Raw genomic sequence first — 17,891 nt, forward strand, 5'->3', positions numbered from 1 at the left:
GCGCGGGTGAGCGCTGCCACGCAGGGTTGCCGCAAAGTGTTTCCGGTGACGCGTCAAGGAGACCGGGTCGCCGAAGTCTGCCTACCTGACCGCCGGCCGGACTTCCGGCTGGCGTTCGTCGATGGCGGTCCCGTCGCGATCCGCCTCCAACGGATCCACGATCTCCCCCTGCGCGGTCAGCGTGCCCTGCGCCAGCCGGGTCGCCTGCGGCGGCACCGGCGGCTCCAGGTCGGCCACCACGCGGAGGCCGGAAAGGACGTCATCGGGTCGTACGGACGGGGTGACCTGCCGCACGACCACCTCGAGTATCGCACACGGTACGCCCGCGACCCCGGAAGGTGCCTCGGTCCTCTCGATCACATCGATGGTCGCCACGGCGGCCCGCGTGTCGAAGACCCGTCGCCCCTGCTTGGTCATCCGCTCGACCAGCACTTCCGGGGCGGCCATAAAGGACGAGACAGCGATGCGGAGGACATCCGGCTCGATACCGGACAGTTCAATCCGCCAGCGGGACGCGTCGATCCGGTCGGCCAGGCTGCCGCTGCCGGCCACCACCGCATCGAGTACGTCGAGTCCGGGCGACAGCCCGGCGTCCAGGGCGGTGAGCAACACGTGCGGCTCGACCGGCTGCTGGAGCCCGATTTCGAGGTACTCCGCCTCGCTGGCCACCCCGGTCGGGGCGGCGCTGGCGTAGGAGATCTTCGGGTGCGGGGTGAAGCCCTGGGAGAACGCCACCGGTACGCCGGCCCGGCGCAACGCGCGCTCGAAGGCCCGGGCGAAGTCCCGGTGTGAGGTGAACCGCAGCGGCCCACGCTTGGCGTACCTGATCCGGATCCGCTGTACGACCGGCGCCTGGCCGCCCTCGGGCTGTGGTTTCCTGCTGATCGTGCCGCTCCTCGGGTACCGAAGGTGCAGGGGGTGGGCCGTCCGAGGCGGAACCGGGTGTTCCGCCGGACGGCCTGGGTCAGTGTCCGGCGCCGGCGGGCATCCGCAGGCCGGTGTTCACCGGCGTCACCGGCAGCAGTTTCCTGCCGGTCGGGCCGATCTGGATCTCGGTGTCCATGGACGGGCAGACACCGCAGTCGAAGCACGGGGTCCACCGGCAGTCGTCCTGCTCGTAGCCGGTCAGGGCGTCCTGCCAGTCCTGCCAGAGCCAGTCCTTGTCCAGCCCGGAGTCGAGGTGGTCCCAGGGCAGCACCTCGGCCTGCTCCCGCTCCCGGACGGTGTACCAGTCGAGGTCCACCCCGAGGGCCGGCAGCACCTCGGCGGCGGCGTCCACCCAGCGCTGGTAGGAGAAGTGCTCGCTCCAGCCGTCGAACCGGCCGCCGTTCTCCCAGACCCGCCGGATGACCGCACCGACCCGCCGGTCGCCCCGGCTGAGCAGTCCCTCGATCAGCGACGGCTCGCCGTCGTGGTAGCGGTAGCCGATCGCCCGGCCGAGCGACCGGTCGGAGTTGATCGCCTGCTTGAGCAGCTTGAGCCGGTTGTCGATCACCTCGGGCCGCTCCATCCGGGCCCACTGGAACGGGGTGTGCGGCTTGGGTACGAAGCCGCCGATCGACACCGTGCAACGGATGTCCCTGGAGCCGGTGGCCGCCCGTCCGGCCTTGATCACCTCGTGCGCGAGCCGGGCGATCTGCAGGACGTCTTCGTCCTCCTCCGTCGGCAACCCGCACATGAAGTAGAGCTTCACCTGCCGCCAGCCGTTGGTGTAGGCGGTGACCACGGTGCGGATGAGGTCCTCCTCCGACACCATCTTGTTGATCACCTTGCGGATCCGCTCCGAGCCGCCCTCCGGGGCGAAGGTGAGCCCGGTACGCCGGCCGTTGCGGGACAGCTCCTGGGCCAGGTCGATGTTGAAGGCGTCGACCCGGGTGGACGGCAGCGAGAGCGAGACGTTCGTGCCCTCGTACTGCTGGGCCAGGCCGGAGCACATGTCGCCGATCTCCGAGTGGTCGGCCGACGAGAGCGACAGGAGCCCCACCTCGGAGAAGCCGGAGTACTCCAGCCCGTCCCGCACCATCTGCCCGACAGTGGTGATCGAACGCTCCCGTACCGGACGGGTGATCATGCCGGCCTGGCAGAACCGGCAGCCCCGGGTGCAGCCCCGGAAGATCTCCACCGCGTACCGCTCGTGCACCGTCTCGGCGAGCGGCACGATCGGCTTCTTCGGGTACGGCCAGGCGTCCAGGTCCATTGTCGTCCGCTTGTGTACCCGGAACGGCACGTCCGCCCGGTTCGGCACGACCCGCTGGATCCGGCCGTCGGGCAGGTAGTCGACGTCGTAGAAGCGCGGCACGTAGACGCTCTCGGTCCGGGCCAGCCGGAGCAGCAGCTCGTCCCGCCCGCCGGGGCTGCCCTCGGCCTTCCAGCCCCGGACGATCTCGGTGATCTCCAGTACGGCTTCCTCGCCGTCGCCGAGCACCGCCGCGTCGACGAAGTCGGCGATCGGCTCGGGGTTGAACGCGGCGTGCCCGCCGGCCACGATCACCGGGTCCGCGTCGGTGCGGTCGGCCGACAGCAGCGGGATGCCGGCCAGGTCGATCGCGGTGAGCAGGTTGGTGTAGCCGAGTTCGGTGGCGAACGAGATCCCGAACAGGTCGAACGCGCCGACCGGCCGGTGCGCCTCGACGGTGAACTGCGGCACGCGGTGCGCCCGCATCAGCCGCTCCAGGTCCGGCCAGACCGCGTACGTCCGCTCGGCGAGTACGTCCGGCTGCTCGTTGAGCACCTCGTAGAGGATCTGCACGCCCTGGTTCGGCAGCCCCACCTCGTAGGCGTCCGGATACATCAGCGCCCATCGGACGACGGCCGAGTCCCAGTCCTTGACCACCGCGCCCAGCTCACCGCCGACGTACTGGATCGGCTTGCTGACCTGGGGCAGCAGCTGCTCGAGCTGCGGCCAGACCGTCATCGCCGCAGACTTCCCCGCGGCGGACGACGCGGCGCTCATGGAACCTCCCGGGACAATGTGCTGGAACACCGACCAACCATCCAGAGTACGCGGCACGCTCGCGACCCGCTGCGGTAGTCCCCGCCGGTGGCCGGTTGCGTGGTTTCGCCGGGCACCTCCCCGCTCGCCGGCTCGCCGGAATTTCCCCGCCGTCGCCGACCCTCGTACGATCCGGCGGGCAACGACCGATTGGTCGGGCGGTACTAACCTCGGACGGGCGCGAGAGGAGATCCGCACGATGCCCCAACCGCAGCCGGAGGAGACCGCACCGGCGGGCCGAGCCACGTCGGCCGGTCCAGCTCCGGCCGGTCCACCCCCGGCCGACGGAACGGCGACGCTGGCGGCCGGCGACCAGCCCGCCCGGACAGGTGACCGGCCGGACGGCCGAGCCGTCGAGCCGGACGACCGGAGCGGCGAGCAGCCGGACGACCAGGGCGGCGAGCAGCCGGAGGCCCGGGTCGGTGAGCCGGCCGAGCCGGCCGATCCGGCCGTGCCGGTCCCTCCGAAGTCCGCAGAGGTTTCGGCGCGGACCGTGGACGTGGCACCGGCGGAACCGGACGCTTCCCCGCGCACCGACACCGACACCGACCTCGCCGAGAATTCCGACGTCGACCTCGACCTGCCGACCCGGCCCACCCCGCCGCCCGGGGCCACCGCCGCCCTGGATCCGTCCGGGACCGGAACGCCCGCACCGCCCACCGGAACGGAGACACCGGCACCGTCCGCCGGAACGGAGACACCGGCACCGCCCACCGGAACGGAGACACCGGCACCGTCCGCCGACGACGAGGGGCCGGCGCCGACCCGGGTGGCCGCGCCGCGCTGGACCGGCTCGGCGGCCGTACCACCGCCCCGGCCGCCGGGTAAGCGTCGCTGGCTCCGGGGCGAGGCCGAGGAGGTCGAGGCTCCGGCGGCACCGACGGCCCGGACCCAACCGGTGGACCCGACCCTGCGGATGCCAGAGGTCGAGCTGGACGAGGACGAGATTCCCACCCCGGTCGACCCGTGGGCGGGCGCCGCCGACGACCCGTGGGAGGCGCACCAGCCGTACCCGCCGCCCGGTGGGCACGGCCATCCGCAGCCGGCACCCCACCCGCCGGTCGGTGGTCATGCACAGCCGGTCCCCCAGCACCCGCCGGTCGGCTACGACGCGCCGGTCAGCCCGCCCCCGGCCCGGCAACTGCCGGTGACCCGCCGCTTCCCCGCGCCACCCGTCCCACCGCCGCCGCCACCGTCGCATCCAGGACCACGACCGCACGGTGGCCCGGCGCCGCGCCCGGGACCCGCGGCGCAGCCGGCACCACCACCTCCTCCCCCGCCGGCCCGGCCGCCCGCACAGTCGGCCCGGCCGCCCGCACAGTCGGCCCGGCCCCCGGCACCGCCCGCGCCTCGGAAGCCGCCACCACCGGCCGCCCCGCCCCGACCGGCGAAGCAGCGGCGCCGGCCGGAGGCGCCGCCGGTCCGCAAGGCGCCGCCCGCTCCCGCTCCGCCGGTACGCCGTCGGCGGCGCTGGCCCCGGGTGATGTTCACGCTGACCCTGCTCACCATCGTCTGCTGCTGTGGCATCCCGGCGTACTACGCCAAGCCGATCTGGGACCAGTACCCCGCCTCACCCGTGGATCCGCTGCCGAGCGAGGTACTCGACCTGCGGCTGTTGGACAACGCGGACGGCCGGCAGACCGCCGAGCAGTTGAAGCAGGAGGTTCGGGCACGGAACTGGCTCAGCGGTGGCGAGGCGTTCGCCGGGGTCTACCGGGCCTCGAACGGCAAGCGGGTGGTGATCTTCGGCAGCACCGGCTTCCAGCTCAGTCCCGAGTCGGCGGTGCAGGACGAACTCACCCGGCTCCAGGACGAGTACGCGGTCACCTCGGTCGAGCCGGTGCCGACCGGGGTACGCGGCGAGTACCGCAGCTGCGGCACCGGCACCGTCAACGGCGACGAGGTGGTGATCTGCACCTGGGCCGACCACGGCAGCCTGGCCACCGCCCTGTTCACCCGGCTGTCGATCGCGGACAGCTCCGAGCTGCTGAGCACGCTGCGGGACAACATCATCGTCCGGGACCCGGTCGGCTCGGGGACCGACAACGCCGGCACGAGCTGACCGGCGGGGCCGTCCGCACGGCCCCGCCCCGGGACGGTCAGGAGGCCGCCCGCTCCGAGCGGCTAGGAGCCGCCGTTCTCGGCCGCGTTGCGGGCCGGAGCGTACCGGGGCACGTACTCCTGCCCGGTCAGCTCCTGGATCCCCGTCATGATCTCGTCGGTGATCTGCCGCAGCGACGTCCGGTCGCTGGGGCGGCCGGTGAAGTCCATCGGCTTGCCGAACCGGACCGTCACCTTGCCGGTGCCGAGCCGGGGCACCCGGACACCTATCGGCTGCACCCGCTCGGTGCCGATCATCCCGACCGGGATCACCGGCACCTCGGCGGCCAACGCCAGCCTGGCCACCCCGGTACGTCCCCGGTAGAGGCGCCCGTCCGGCGACCGGGTGCCCTCGGGATAGATCGCCACCAGGTCACCGGCGCGCAGCACCGGGATCGCCCCGTCGAACGCGGAGAGCGCGGCCCGGCCGCCGGCCCGCTCCACCCGGATCGCGCCCAGCCCGCTTATCACGGAACGGGTGAACCAGCCCCGCAGTCCGGTGCCGGTGAAGTACTCGGACTTGGCCCAGAAGGCGATGTGCCTGGGCACCACCGAACCGAGGAACAACTCGTCGGCGACCGAGAGGTGGTTGCCCGCGAAGATCGCCCCGCCGGTCGCCGGGACGTTCTCCAGGCCATCCACTGTCGGACGCCAGCCAACCCGCATCGCGGTGCCCACGGTGTACTGGCCGATGGTGTAGAGCAGCGGCACGGGACCTCCGGCGGTCGAGGTGATCGGGCGGTGTCACGTTAACCGACGCCCGGCCGGTCCGCGTAGCTGACCGTCTCGATCACCCACCCGGACCGGCCGGACAATGCCCCGACGGCCCCGCCCCCGGGCCGGCTCAGCTGCGGCGTACCGTCACCGTCACCCGGTCGCCGTCGCCGACCTCACCGGCGAAGCCGTCGAGCTGGTCGGCGAAGTCGACCGAGTCGGCCAGCACCTCCCGGGCCACGAAGTCCCGGTACGCGCCGACCGCCGCGACCACCTCCGCCCCGGCGGCCAGCCGCACCTCGACCCGGTCCGAGACGTCCAGCCCGGCGTCCCGACGCGCCTGCTGCACCACCCGTACGACGTCCCGGGCCAGCCCCTCGGCGGCGAGTTCCGGGGTGACCGTGGTGTCCAGCACCACCACCCCCTCCGCGCCGGGCAGCGGAGCCGAGTGCTCGGCGTCGGCGGGCACCAGCTTCAGCTCGTACTCGCCCGGCTCCAGCCGCACCCCGGCCGCCTCCGGTACGCCGTCGACAAGCGCCCAGTCGCCGGACTTGACCGCCTTGATCACAGCCTGCACCTGCTTGCCGACCCGGGGGCCGAGTGCCCGGGGCACCACCGTGAGCACCTGCTCGCAGTAGCTGGCCAGCTCCTCGCTGAACGTGACCGCCTTGACGTTCACCTCGTCGGCGACCAGGTCGGCGAAGGGGCGCAGGGTGGCCGCGGCCGGGGTGGCCACGGTCAGCGACGACAGCGGCAGCCGTACCCGCAGGCCCTTCGCCTTGCGCAGCGACAGCGCCGCCGAGGCGACCGACCGGATGGCGTCCATCGCGGCGACCAGCTCGTGGTCGGCCGGGAACTCGGCGGCGTCCGGCCAGTCGGCCAGGTGCACCGACCGTTCCCCGGTCAGCCCGCGCCAGACCTCCTCGGCGGTGAGCGGGGCCAGCGGGGCGAGCACCCGGCTGACCGTCTCCAGCACCGTGTAGAGGGTGTCGAAGGCGTCGCGGTCGCCGGACCAGAACCGGTCCCGGGACCGCCGGACGTACCAGTTGGTCAGCGCGTCCAGGAAGGACCGGACCGTGCCGCAGGCGCCGGAGATGTCGTAGCCGTCCAGCTGCGCCTGGGTCGTCTCGACCAGCTCCCGGGTCTTGGCCAGCACGTACCGGTCGAGCAGGTGCGCCGAGTCCGTCCGCCGCCTCGCCTGGTAGCCCTCCGCGTTGGCGTAGAGCGAGAAGAAGTACCAGACGTTCCAGTACGGCAGCAGGACCTGGCGTACCGAGTCCCGGATCGTCGTCTCGCTGACCACCACGTCGCCGCCGCGCAGCACCGGCGAGGACATCAGCGTCCAGCGCATCGCGTCCGAGCCGTAGCTGTCGAACATCTCGTAGACGTCCGGATAGTTGCGCAGGCTCTTGGACATCTTGCGCCCGTCCGAGCCGAGCACGATGCCGTGCACCACGCTGTTCCGGAACGCCGGCCGGTCGAAGAGCGCGGTCGCCAGTACGTGCATGGTGTAGAACCAGCCCCGCACCTGCGGGACGTACTCGACGATGAAGTCCCCCGGGTAGTGGTGCTCGAACCACTCCCGGTTCTCGAACGGATAGTGCACCTGGGCGAACGGCATCGAACCGGACTCGAACCAGCAGTCCAGCACCTCCGGCACCCGGCGCATGGTGGAACGCCCGGTCGGGTCGTCCGGGTTGGGCCGGGTCAGCTCGTCGATGCCGGGCCGGTGCAGGTCGGTGACCCTGACCCCGAAGTCGGCCTCCAGCTCGGCGAGCGAGCCGTAGACGTCGACCCTCGGGTACTGCGGGTCGTCCGACTTCCAGACCGGGATCGGCGAGCCCCAGAACCGGTTGCGGCTGATCGACCAGTCCCGGGCGTTCGCCAGCCACTTGCCGAACGAGCCGTCCCGGACGTGTCCCGGCGTCCAGTTGATCTGCTGGTTCAGCTCCAGCATCCGGTCCTTGACCTTGGTCACGGCCACGAACCAGGAGGAGACCGCCTTGTAGACCAGCGGGGTGTCACAGCGCCAGCAGTGCGGGTACGCGTGCGTGTAGGTGTCCTGCCGGAGCACCACCCCGCGCTCCTTCAGCTCCCTGATCACCGACTTGTTCACGTCGAAGACCTGCTCGCCGACATACGGCGGGACCAGCGCGGTGAACCGGGTGTGGTCGTCCACGGTCACCACGGTCGGGATGCCGGCCGCGTTGCACGCCTTCTGGTCGTCCTCGCCGAAGGCCGGGGCCAGGTGCACCACCCCGGTGCCGTCCTCGGTGGTGACGAACTCCGCGCCGAGCACCTGGTAGGCGTTCGGCCCGCCCCGCTCGACCAGGAAGTCGTAGAGCGGCGTGTAGCGGCGGCCGACCAGGTCCCGGCCGTGCACGGTGCCGACCTGCGTGTACCCGTCCAGCTCCTTCGCGTACGCCCCGAGCCGGGCGGCGCCGACGACGTGGTGCCGGCCGTCCCGCTCCAGTACCGCGTACTCGATGTCCGGGCCGACCGCGAGCGCCAGGTTGGACGGCAGCGTCCACGGGGTGGTGGTCCAGACGCCGACCCGGACCGGCCCGCGCAGCGGCTCCGGGGCGTTCTCGTCCGGGGTCAGTTCGAACCAGAGCGTCAGGGTCGGGTCGTGCCGGTCCCGGTAGACGTCGTCCATCCGGGTCTCGGTGTTCGACAGCGGGGTCTCGCAACGCCAGCAGTACGCCAGCACGCTGAACCCCTCGTAGACCAGCCCCTTGTCGTGGAGCTGGCGGAACGCCCACATGACGCTCTCCATGTAGCTGAGGTCGAGCGTCTTGTAGTCGTTGCCGAAGTCGACCCAGCGGGCCTGCCGGTTGACGTACCGCTCCCAGTCCCGGGTGTAGGCCAGCACCGAGCTGCGGCAGGCGTCGTTGAACCGACCGACGCCGAGGTCGAGGATCTCCGCCTTGGTGGTGATGCCGAGCTGCTTCTCCGCCTCCACCTCGGCCGGCAGGCCGTGGCAGTCCCAGCCGAAGCGGCGTTCCACCCGCCGGCCTCGCATCGTCTGGTATCTCGGCACCAGGTCCTTGACGTAGCCGGTCAGCAGGTGGCCGTAGTGCGGCAGCCCGTTGGCGAACGGCGGGCCGTCGTAGAAGACGTACTCGTTGCCGCCGTCCGGGCCCGGGTCGCGGGCCTCGACGCTGGCTTCGAAGGTCTTGTCGGCCGCCCAGTGTTCGAGCACGCGCTGCTCGACCGCCGGCAGGTCGGGACTGGCCGGCACGCCCGTGCCGGCGGGGGCGTTCTTCGGGTACGCCATCGCGGGTCGTTCTCCTCGTCGCAGCTCACCGTTCGTGGTCTGCGAGGACGAGCCCTCCGGTACGCCGGGAACCGGCGCGCCGCGTGGACCCGCGGTACCACCCCGCTTGGCGGCCGGAGATCGACCACCCGCTCGTTGGCCGGCTGTGACGGGCCGGTCCCGTCCGGTTCTACTGGGGTGTTTCCACCTGTTCTTCCGGAGGCTCGCCGGTGATGGCCGGGTCGACGCCTGTGCCCGTCAACGATACTCGACCTGCCAACCCGCCCCCACCCGATATCCCCGGCCCGGACACCTCCGGCGGAGGTGCTGGCCCGACGGGAATCGGGAAGCGTGGCTCGGGCCGCCCGGGTTAGCCTGCCGCGACGACACACGGAACGGGGATCGGATGCGTAGCAGAAGACTGCTGGCCGGCGTGACCGCGCTGCTCGCCCTCACCGCCTGTACGCCGCAGCCACCCCCGCCGCCGACCCCGACCTCGACCCCGACGGCAGCGCCGAGCGTCACACCCGCGGCGCCCGAGGGACCCGAGGCGGTGCTCGCGGCCCTCGCGACGGCGGTCCGGTCCCGGGGCGAGGTAGCCCCGCCGGAGCTGCTCGCCGAGCGGGATCTCGGCTCGGTGCAGATCGAGCCCTGCCGGATGCTCACCGCCGAGCCCCGCCCCGGGGAGTCGTTCACGCCGCCGGAGCCGACCTTCGCCGGACTGGTCGAGGTCAACCCGGTCCCCTCGTTCGCCGGGGTCACGCTGCCGACCACGGTCATCGAGATCACGGTGACCGGGTTCGCCAGCGCGACCGTGGCGGAGCGGACCGCCGAGCGGGCCCGGTCGGCCCGCTGCCCAGCGGATTTCACGCTCAGCTACACCGACACGAAGGCCCGCCGGGCCAGCACCGTGGTACGGGTCGACGGGGTCCGGGCCCGACTGACCACCGGTACGGTGCCCGGCGCCCGCCCCGACCCGGAGTTGGGGTACCTGCCCGGCGAGGCGCTCCTGGTCCTCGCGCACGGGCCGCTACTGCTCACCGTCGGGGTGCTCAAGCTGGGGCCGGGCGACAACGGCCCGAAGGTGACCTCGCTGGCCCGGCAGACCGCGCTGGAGGTCGCCTCGGCCGCCCTCGCGGCACTTCCGCCGAACGACAGCCCATCGCCCGCACCGGCCACCAGCCCCTCCTGACCACCAGCCCGTCGCGGCCAGCCACAGTCCGTCACGGTCGTCGGCCAGCCGCCCGCCCGGCCCGCCACCGGTCCGTCCCGGCCGGCCGGGTACCCGTCGCGGTCGTCGGTCGTCGGTCGTCGGTCAGAGCGGGGCTGATCGGCGCGTTCGGCCAGCTCGGCCGATCTGATCCGGTGGGGAGGACCGCACACCGGCCCCGGGTCGTTCCATTCCCGTCGAATCCGGCCTAGCCTGGCCTTAACCAGGGAGGTCCACTGTGGCAGATGGTCGTCGCCGCCAGGTCGCACCGGTGCGCAAGCTGGTCGCCGCCGTGTTGGGCACCTTCGCCGTATTCGTCGTCCTGTTCGGGCTGGGGATGCGCAGCTGGGCGGTTGCCGTACTCGGGGTGGCGCTGCTCGCCCTGGCCATCGCGCTGGTCGCCTTCACCGCCGTACGCAGCGGTCCGCGGGCCTGGGTGACCGGGATCGGACACGTGCACAGTGTCACCGAGCCGCCCGCCGCGTCGACCTTCGGCCGGTGTGAACTCCAGATCGTGATCGACGCTCCGGGGGTGCCGGGCCGGTCGGTTCGGATCCGCGATCCCCGGGTACCGGTGTCGAAGTGGCCGGATCCGGGTGCCACCCTGCCGATCATGGTGGCCATCGACGACCAGCGGCACGTCCGGATCCTCTGGGACGAGGTGCTGACCCACGCCGAGGCGGCCGCCAGCGGCGACCTGCCGCCGGAGTTCCACGACTACGACCCGGTCGACGACGACATCCTGATCGAGCAGGAGGCGCCGCCGTGGGTCCGGACCGGCCGGGACGACCCGTACGCCCCGCAGCCCCCCGGCGGCGGACCGGTCGACGAGCACCTGACCGAGGACGACCTCGCCCCGCTCGGGCGCGACCTCGAACCGCTCCGCGACGACCGGGGCACGGCCCGCGAGGAGCCGGTCGTGATGCGACAGACCCCCGGCGGGACGATCGTGCTGGAGGGCACCCTGGTGGAACCGCCGTCCACCGCCCCACTGCCGCGCCGGCCCCGCCCCACCCCCGGTCCGGGGGGCCGGAAGCGTCGGCCACGGCCGTCCCCGTCCGCCGAGGCACCGGTCACCGACGTGCCGCCGGCCGCCCGCCCGGCCGAGTCGGACGCCCCGCCGACCGGCTCCGACGATGAGTTCGGCGCCACCGGCGACCGGCCGGCGACCGGGTTGGGCGGACCGGAAGAAGCCGGAGAAACGCCGTGGGAGGGCGTGGACGCCCCGGAAGACGCCGTCGACCGGCCGCACAGGTCTGGGGACGGCGTGGACAGACCGGAGGGCGGCGACACCGGGCTCCGCACCCGCGCCGACTCCGGGCCAGCGGCGGCGGGGCCAGCGGGGCCAGCGGCGGCGGTTCCGGAGGCCCGCTCCGGCACCTCGGACGACGAGATCGACATTCAGCTGGACGACCCCGAGCCGGGCTTCGGCACCCCGTTCGGCTCGGCGGCCCCCGACGACCTCGCCGACACCCCCGACGGCCTCGCCGGCGCCTCGGACGACGAGGCGATCCTGGCCGACCTGATCGCCACGCAGCCGCCCGCGCGGCTCGGCGGTTCCGGTCCGATCGCCGGGGTCGGGATCACCCTGCTGGTCACCGATCTCGAACGGTCGATCGCGTTCTACCGGGACCTGCTCGGCTTCTTCGAGATCGACGGCGGCGAGGGCAACGCGATCCTCGCCTCCGGCGCGACCCGGCTGGTGCTGCGGGCGATCCGCGAGGTGGCTCCGATCAACCGGCGGCTGGTCCACCTCAACCTCGAGGTGAACGACGTCTCCGCGTTCTACGAGGAGCTGCTCGCCAAGGGTGTGAAGTTCACCTACGCACCCCGGGCGGTGAACCGGGGCGCCAAGCTCGAACTCTGGGCCGCCGCCTTCCGGGACCCGGACGGGCACGGCATCGCGCTCACCCAGTGGCGGAGCCGGACCACCGGCTGAGCCGGCCGGCCGTTCCGAACCCGCTAGCCGAGGATCGCCCGCCGGACGTGCAGCACGTACGCCCAGACGGCGGCGAAGATCAGCCCCAGCGCGCCGAGCGACCAGTGCAGGAAGCCGGCGAGCAGCAGGAGCCCCTGGAGTACGGTGCCGGCCTGCCAGGCCCAGTTCCGGCGCAGGAAGCCGGCCAGTACGACCGCCAGCACCGCGAGCCCGACGACCACGCCGATGGCGGTACCGCCCAGTTCGCCGCCGAGCAGTCGGATCGGCTGGATGGCGAGCAGCAGCACCAGCGTCTCGACGCTCAGCGTCAGCGCGCCGAGGCCACGCACGGCCCGGTTCGGGTCCCGCAGTCCCGAGGGCCGACCGCCACCGGGCGTACCCGCCGCACCCCCGCCGGACGTGCCGGTCCCGCCGCTGCCGTCGGGAGCGTTCATCGCTTCAGCAGTCGTCGGGCGTCGGCCACGGTGACCACCGAGCCGGTGACCAGCACGCCGACCCCGCTCAACTCGCCCTGCACGTCGGACTCGGCCAGCGCCACGGCGGCCTCGATCGCGTCCGGCAGCTCAGCGGCCACTTCGACCCGGTCCGGCCCGAAGACCTCGACGGCCAGTTCGCCGAGTTCGGCGGCCGGCATCGCCCGGGGCGAGCTGTTCCGGGTGACCACCACCGCGTCGACCGCCGGTTCGAGCAGTTCGAGCAGGCTCGGCGCGTCCTTGTCGGCGAGTACCCCGACCAGCGCGATCAGCTTGCTGAACGCGAACTCCTCCTGGAGGGCGGTGACGGTGGCCGCCATGCCCTGCGGATTGTGCGCCCCGTCCAGCAGGATCGTCGGAGCGGACCGGACCCGCTCCAGCCGGCCCGGCGAGTCGGCGGTGGCGAAGCCCTGCCGGACGGTCTCGACGTCGAGCTGGCGGGACGCCCCCGCACCGAGGAACGCCTCGACGGCGGCGAGCGCGATCGCGGCGTTCTGCGCCTGGTGTGCCCCGTGCAGCGGGACGAAGACGTTGTCGTAGACGCCGCCGAGGCCCTGCAACGAGAGCACCTGGCCGCCGACGGCCATGCTCCGGCGCAGTACCCCGAACTCCCCGCCCTCCCGGGCGATGGTGGCGCCGACCTCGGCGCAGCGTTCCAGGATCGGCTCGGCGGCCTCCTCCGGCTGGACCGCCGAGATCACGGTCGCGCCCTTGTGGATGATCCCGGACTTGTGCAGCGCGATGTCGGTGATGGTGTCGCCGAGCCACTCGGTGTGGTCGAGCCCGATCGGGGTGATCACCGCGACGCCGGCACTGAGCACGTTGGTGGAGTCCTCCGCCCCGCCCAGCCCGACCTCCACCACCGCCACGTCGACCGGGGCGTCGGCGAAGGCGGCGAAGGCGAGCGCGGTGGTCATGTCGAAGTACGTCAGCGGCTCGTCGGCGCGCTCGTCGACAAGCCTGGCCAGCGGCGCCACCTCGTCGTAGACGGAGACGAACCGCTCCTCGCCGATCGGCTCGCCGTCCAGACTGATCCGCTCCCGCACGGTCTCCAGGTGCGGACTGGTGTACCGGCCGGTGTGCAGCCCGAACGCCCGGAGCAGCGAATCGATCATCCGGGCCGTCGACGTCTTGCCGTTGGTGCCGGTCAGGTGGATCGCCGGGTACGCCCGCTGCGGGCTGCCCAGCAGGTCCAGCAGCTCCTCGATCCGCCCGAGGTCGAAGACCATCCGGGTGTACCCGCGGGCGGCCAGTTCCGCCTCGACCCGGGCGAATTCCGCCGCCCGCTCCGTACGTCCACTCACCGCGACCCTCGCCCCCGCACCGTACGCCCCCTGTCCCACCGGTCCACCGCGACAACCCGCACCGCACCGCCGCCGGCTCCACCGTCGACAATGCCGCACCGCCCCGCCGTCGGGGACCTCGATCCGCCCCCGGTCACCGCTCAGCCCAGCGCCGCGAGGGCGCTGGCGATCCGCTCCAGGTCCGCCTCGGCGCCCGCCAGCCGGCTCTTGATCTTGTCGACCACCGGTGCCGGCGCCTTGGCCAGGAAGGCCGGGTTGTCGAGCTTCGCCCGCGCCTGGTTGATCTCCTTCACGGCCGCGGCCCGGTCCTTGGCCAGCCGGGCCCGCTCGGCGGCGACGTCGATCGAGCCCCGGGTGTCCAGGGCCACCGTCACCGCTCCGGAGACCGCGAGGGTGGCGCTGGCGGCGAAGTCCGGTCCCGCCTCGTCCAGCCGGACCAGCGAACGGATCAGCGGCTCGTGCGCGGCGATACCGGCGGCGGTCAGCCCGTCGAGCCGGGCCGCCACCCGCTGCGCCGGCCGCAGCCCCTGGTCGGAACGGAACCGGCGGATCTCGGTGACCACCCGCTGCAACTCGGCGACCTCCCGCTCGGCCGTCCCGTCGCGCAGCCCCGGCACCGCGACCGGCCAGGCGGCGGTCATCACCGACGGACCGGCCGGGCCCGAGCCGGCGTGTTCGGTGCCGGCCAGCGCGGTCCAGAGTTCGTCGGTGACGAACGGCACCACCGGGTGCAGCAGCCGCAGCAGCTGGTCCAGCACATGTCCGAGCACCCGGCGGGTGACCTCGGCCGGCTCGCCGCCACCGGCCAGCACCGGCTTGGCCAGTTCGACGTACCAGTCGCAGACGTCGTCCCAGGCGAAGTGGTAGAGCACGTCACAGACCTTGGCGAATTCGTACGCCTCGAACTGCTCGTCCACCTCGGCGGTGACCTGCTGCAACCGGGAGAGGATCCACCGGTCCACGGTCGAGAGCCGGGCCGGCTCCGGCAGGTCGCCGGCCACGTGTGCGCCGTTCATCAGGGCGAACCGGGTGGCGTTCCAGAGCTTGTTGCAGAAGTTGCGGGAGCCCTGGCACCACTCGTCGCTGACCGGGACGTCCTGGCCGGGGTTGGCGCCCCGGGCCAGGGTGAACCGGGTGGCGTCGGCGCCGTACCGCTCGATCCAGTCCAGCGGGTCGACCACGTTGCCGAAGGACTTCGACATCTTCTTGCCGTACTGGTCGCGCACCATGCCGTGCAGCGCGATCACGTCGAAGGGTTGCCGGCCGTCCATCGCGTACAGGCCGAACATCATCATCCGGGCGACCCAGAAGAAGAGGATGTCGTATCCGGTCACCAGCACGCTCGTCGGATAGAACTTCGCCAGGTCGGCGGTGGACTCGGGCCAGCCGAGGGTGGAGAACGGCCACAGCGCGCTGGAGAACCAGGTGTCCAGCACGTCCGTGTCCTGCGTCCAGCCGTCGCCGGTCGGCGGCTGCTCGTCCGGGCCGACGCAGCGGACCTCGCCGTCCGGGCCGTACCAGACCGGGATCCGGTGCCCCCACCAGAGCTGCCGGGAGATGCACCAGTCGTGCATGTTGTCGACCCAGCCGAAGTACCGCTTCGCCATGTCGGCGGGCTCGATCTTCACCCGGCCGTCCCGCACCGCGTCGCCGGCCGCCCGGGCCAGCGGTCCGGTGTTGACGAACCACTGCAACGACAGTCGCGGCTCCACAGTCGTACGGCACCGCGAGCAGTGCCCCACCGCGTGCACGTACGGCCGCTTCTCCGCGACGATCCGGCCCTGCTCGCGGAGCGCGGCGACGATCGCCGGCCGGGCCTCGAACCGGTCGAGTCCCTGGAACGGGCCGTGCGCGGTGATGACGCCCCGCTCGTCCATGACCGTCAGCGACGGCAGGTCGTGCCGCTGGCCGATCTCGAAGTCGTTCGGGTCGTGCGCCGGGGTCACCTTGACCATGCCGGTGCCGAAGCTCGGGTCGACGTGCTCGTCACCGACGATCGGGATCCGCCGCCCGGTCAGCGGCAGCTCCACCTCGGTCCCGATCAGGTGCCTGTACCGCTCGTCGTCCGGGTGCACCGCCACCGCGGTGTCGCCGAGCATCGTCTCGGCCCGGGTGGTGGCGACCACCACGTCGTCGCTGTACCGGATCGACACGAGTTCGCCGTCGTCGTCGGTGTGCTCCACCTCGATGTCCGAGAGCGCGGTGAGGCAGCGCGGGCACCAGTTGATGATCCGCTCGGCGCGGTAGATCAGGCCGTCGTCGTACAGCTTCTTGAAGATCGTCTGTACCGCCCGGGACAGCCCCTCGTCCATGGTGAAGCGTTCGCGGTCCCAGTCGACCGAGTCGCCGAGCCGGCGCATCTGGCCGAGGATCTTGCCGCCCGACTCGGCCTTCCACTGCCAGACCCGCTCGACGAACTTCTCCCGGCCGAGGTCGTGCCGGGACAGCCCCGCACCGGCGAGCTGCCGCTCGACGAGGTTCTGGGTGGCGATGCCGGCGTGGTCCATGCCGGGCAGCCAGAGTGCCTCGTAGCCCTGCATCCGCCGGCGCCGGGTGAGGGCGTCCATCAGGGTGTGCTCGAAGGCGTGGCCCATGTGCAGCGAGCCGGTGACGTTCGGTGGCGGGATGACGATGGTGAACGGGGGCTTGTCGCTGTCGGCCGAGGCCCGGAAACGCCCGGCCGCTACCCACTCCTCGTACCGCCGACCTTCTACCTCGCCCGGCTGGTACTGGGCGGAAAGGGTCGGGGCCGGGGCGCGGTTCGCATCCAGAGTCTCGGTCACCCTGGAAGTCTACGAGCCTGGCCGCCGGCGCCGTCGTGCGCCACCTCCGGCTCGCGTACGGTGGCGGCTATGTCGTCCGATGCCCCCCGTGCCGACCCACACGCCCCGGCTGATTCCGGCTCCCCGATCGAGATCAGTTCGCAGCCGATCGTGCTTGACCGGTCGGGCGAGCGGGACGCCGGGGCGGTGCACGGCAGCCCGGCGGGCGATGCCGAGCCGGGATCCGGCGAGCCCGATGGCGGCAGTCCGGGCGCTGGGCGTCCGGGCGCCGGGGGCCCGGGTGGCGGCCGGCCGTCGCGGCGTCGGAAAATCGTCCTCGGCTCGGTCCTGGCGGTCAGCCTCGCCGGCGCCGCCGTCTTCGGCACCGCGGGTTGGCGCATCATGCAACAGAAGGACGCCACCCTCGCCACACCGGTCGAGGTCGCCGGCCTGACCCGGGACGAGAGCGAGAGCGCGCAGGCGACGATCGAGTACCTCCGGACCGCCGTCAACGCCGAGGTCGACTTCACCGAGAGCTTCGGCGCCGCCTACACCGACCCGGCCAGCCCGGACCGCAGCGTCCTGCTCTTCGGCGGTACGGCGCTGGTCTGGCAGCCGGAGCGGGACCTGGACCTGATTTTCGACCTGGCGGCGGAGGAGGACACCCCGGTCGCCGGCATCCGGAAGGTGGACGCCGGCCCGCTCGGCGGAACCATGAAGTGCGGAACGGCGCCGATCCAGGACGGCGAGCTGGTCTTCTGCGGCTGGGCCGACCACGGCAGCATCACGATGGGCATGTTCGCGGGCCGTTCCGTCGACGAGTCCGCGGCGCTGCTCCGCGACATCCGCGACACGGTACAGAGCCGCGACTGAAGGGTCACGGCGCTGCCCGACGTTGCTCGGCAAATGGGCATACAAACAGGAGTGGCGCCGCCCGTAACCGGGTGGCGCCACTCCTGTAAAGATGTCCGGCGGTGTCTTACTCTCCCACACCCTCCCGAGTGCAGTACCATCAGCGCTGGAAGGCTTAGCTTCCGGGTTCGGAATGTAACCGGGCGTTTCCCTTCCGCCATAACCGCCGTAACCCTATCAACAACACAAACAACAACCCCACCCACACGCAGGGCAAACCGTCGTTCGT

General features: G+C 72.4%; 11 protein-coding genes and 1 rRNA gene. 4 read left to right on the top strand and 8 right to left on the bottom strand.

The genetic code is table 11. The features are described 5' to 3' along the window. Positions 1–81 precede the first annotated feature (81 nt). Complete coding sequence (locus ACN28A_RS05375; RefSeq protein ID WP_421404163.1) at positions 82–828, bottom strand: TIGR03936 family radical SAM-associated protein; 747 nt, start codon at positions 826–828, stop codon at positions 82–84. A gap of 136 nt (positions 829–964) precedes the next feature. After that, positions 965–2,953 carry a TIGR03960 family B12-binding radical SAM protein gene (locus ACN28A_RS05380; RefSeq protein ID WP_421392953.1) on the bottom strand — a complete coding sequence of 663 codons (1,989 nt, stop codon included), beginning with the start codon at positions 2,951–2,953 and terminating at the stop codon, positions 965–967. 238 nt (positions 2,954–3,191) lie between these two features. On the opposite strand from ACN28A_RS05380, the gene ACN28A_RS05385 reads away from it, so the two are divergent. Then, entirely contained in the window at positions 3,192–5,054 is a 1,863-nt protein-coding gene (locus tag ACN28A_RS05385; RefSeq protein WP_421392956.1) for a hypothetical protein, read from the top strand. A 62-nt stretch (positions 5,055–5,116) separates the two neighbouring features. Here the strand turns inward: ACN28A_RS05385 and ACN28A_RS05390 are convergent, their stop codons facing one another. Together ACN28A_RS05390 and ileS are read right to left on the bottom strand one after the other, a co-directional pair. Beyond that, complete coding sequence (locus ACN28A_RS05390) at positions 5,117–5,803, bottom strand: lysophospholipid acyltransferase family protein (RefSeq protein ID WP_421392959.1); 687 nt, start codon at positions 5,801–5,803, stop codon at positions 5,117–5,119. Positions 5,804–5,936: 133 nt separating this feature from the next. Then, positions 5,937–9,083, bottom strand: coding sequence for an isoleucine--tRNA ligase (ileS, locus tag ACN28A_RS05395; protein ID WP_421392962.1), 3,147 nt, complete (start codon positions 9,081–9,083; stop codon positions 5,937–5,939). Positions 9,084–9,468: 385 nt separating this feature from the next. On the opposite strand from ileS, the gene ACN28A_RS05400 reads away from it, so the two are divergent. Together ACN28A_RS05400 and ACN28A_RS05405 are read left to right on the top strand one after the other, a co-directional pair. Next, positions 9,469–10,254, top strand: a complete 786-nt coding sequence (locus ACN28A_RS05400) for a hypothetical protein (protein ID WP_421392965.1) — start codon at positions 9,469–9,471, stop codon at positions 10,252–10,254. A 256-nt stretch (positions 10,255–10,510) separates the two neighbouring features. After that, a complete protein-coding gene (locus ACN28A_RS05405) occupies positions 10,511–12,211 on the top strand; it encodes a VOC family protein (RefSeq protein ID WP_421392967.1) in 1,701 nt (566 codons plus the stop codon). Between the two features lie 23 nt (positions 12,212–12,234). On the opposite strand, the gene ACN28A_RS05410 is transcribed toward ACN28A_RS05405, so the two are convergent. The 3 genes from ACN28A_RS05410 to ACN28A_RS05420 all read right to left on the bottom strand — a co-directional run bounded on the left by ACN28A_RS05410 (position 12,235) and on the right by ACN28A_RS05420 (position 16,771). After that, complete coding sequence (locus tag ACN28A_RS05410; protein WP_421392969.1) at positions 12,235–12,645, bottom strand: DUF4233 domain-containing protein; 411 nt, start codon at positions 12,643–12,645, stop codon at positions 12,235–12,237. Beyond that, complete coding sequence (locus ACN28A_RS05415; protein ID WP_421404165.1) at positions 12,642–13,913, bottom strand: bifunctional folylpolyglutamate synthase/dihydrofolate synthase; 1,272 nt, start codon at positions 13,911–13,913, stop codon at positions 12,642–12,644. Before ACN28A_RS05415 ends, ACN28A_RS05410 begins: the two co-directional genes overlap by 4 nt. Before the next feature lie 215 nt (positions 13,914–14,128). Then, positions 14,129–16,771: a valine--tRNA ligase gene (locus ACN28A_RS05420; RefSeq protein ID WP_421392972.1), complete on the bottom strand. Its 2,643-nt coding sequence runs from the start codon at positions 16,769–16,771 to the stop codon at positions 14,129–14,131. Between the two features lie 69 nt (positions 16,772–16,840). Here ACN28A_RS05420 and ACN28A_RS05425 point away from each other — a divergent pair, with 69 nt between their 5' ends. Continuing rightward, positions 16,841–17,623 carry a hypothetical protein gene (locus ACN28A_RS05425; protein ID WP_421392975.1) on the top strand — a complete coding sequence of 261 codons (783 nt, stop codon included), beginning with the start codon at positions 16,841–16,843 and terminating at the stop codon, positions 17,621–17,623. A 93-nt stretch (positions 17,624–17,716) separates the two neighbouring features. Here ACN28A_RS05425 and rrf read toward each other — a convergent pair. Next, positions 17,717–17,833: ribosomal RNA gene (rrf, locus tag ACN28A_RS05430) — 5S ribosomal RNA — on the bottom strand. Positions 17,834–17,891: the final 58 nt, after the last annotated feature.

Origin of the sequence: Plantactinospora sp. WMMB782, assembly GCF_049179135.1 — a bacterium.
GTDB lineage: Bacteria > Actinomycetota > Actinomycetes > Mycobacteriales > Micromonosporaceae > Plantactinospora.

Bases quoted from the DNA above. Each gene is read 5' to 3' on its own strand.
- ACN28A_RS05380 (WP_421392953.1), bottom strand. From the start codon at position 2,953: ATGAGCGCCGCGTCGTCCGCCGCGGGGAAGTCTGCGGCGATGACGGTC.
- ACN28A_RS05385 (WP_421392956.1), top strand. From the start codon at position 3,192: ATGCCCCAACCGCAGCCGGAGGAGACCGCACCGGCGGGCCGAGCCACG.
- ileS (WP_421392962.1), bottom strand. From the start codon at position 9,083: ATGGCGTACCCGAAGAACGCCCCCGCCGGCACGGGCGTGCCGGCCAGT.
- ACN28A_RS05400 (WP_421392965.1), top strand. From the start codon at position 9,469: ATGCGTAGCAGAAGACTGCTGGCCGGCGTGACCGCGCTGCTCGCCCTC.
- ACN28A_RS05410 (WP_421392969.1), bottom strand. From the start codon at position 12,645: ATGAACGCTCCCGACGGCAGCGGCGGGACCGGCACGTCCGGCGGGGGT.
- ACN28A_RS05415 (WP_421404165.1), bottom strand. From the start codon at position 13,913: ATGGTCTTCGACCTCGGGCGGATCGAGGAGCTGCTGGACCTGCTGGGC.
- ACN28A_RS05425 (WP_421392975.1), top strand. From the start codon at position 16,841: ATGTCGTCCGATGCCCCCCGTGCCGACCCACACGCCCCGGCTGATTCC.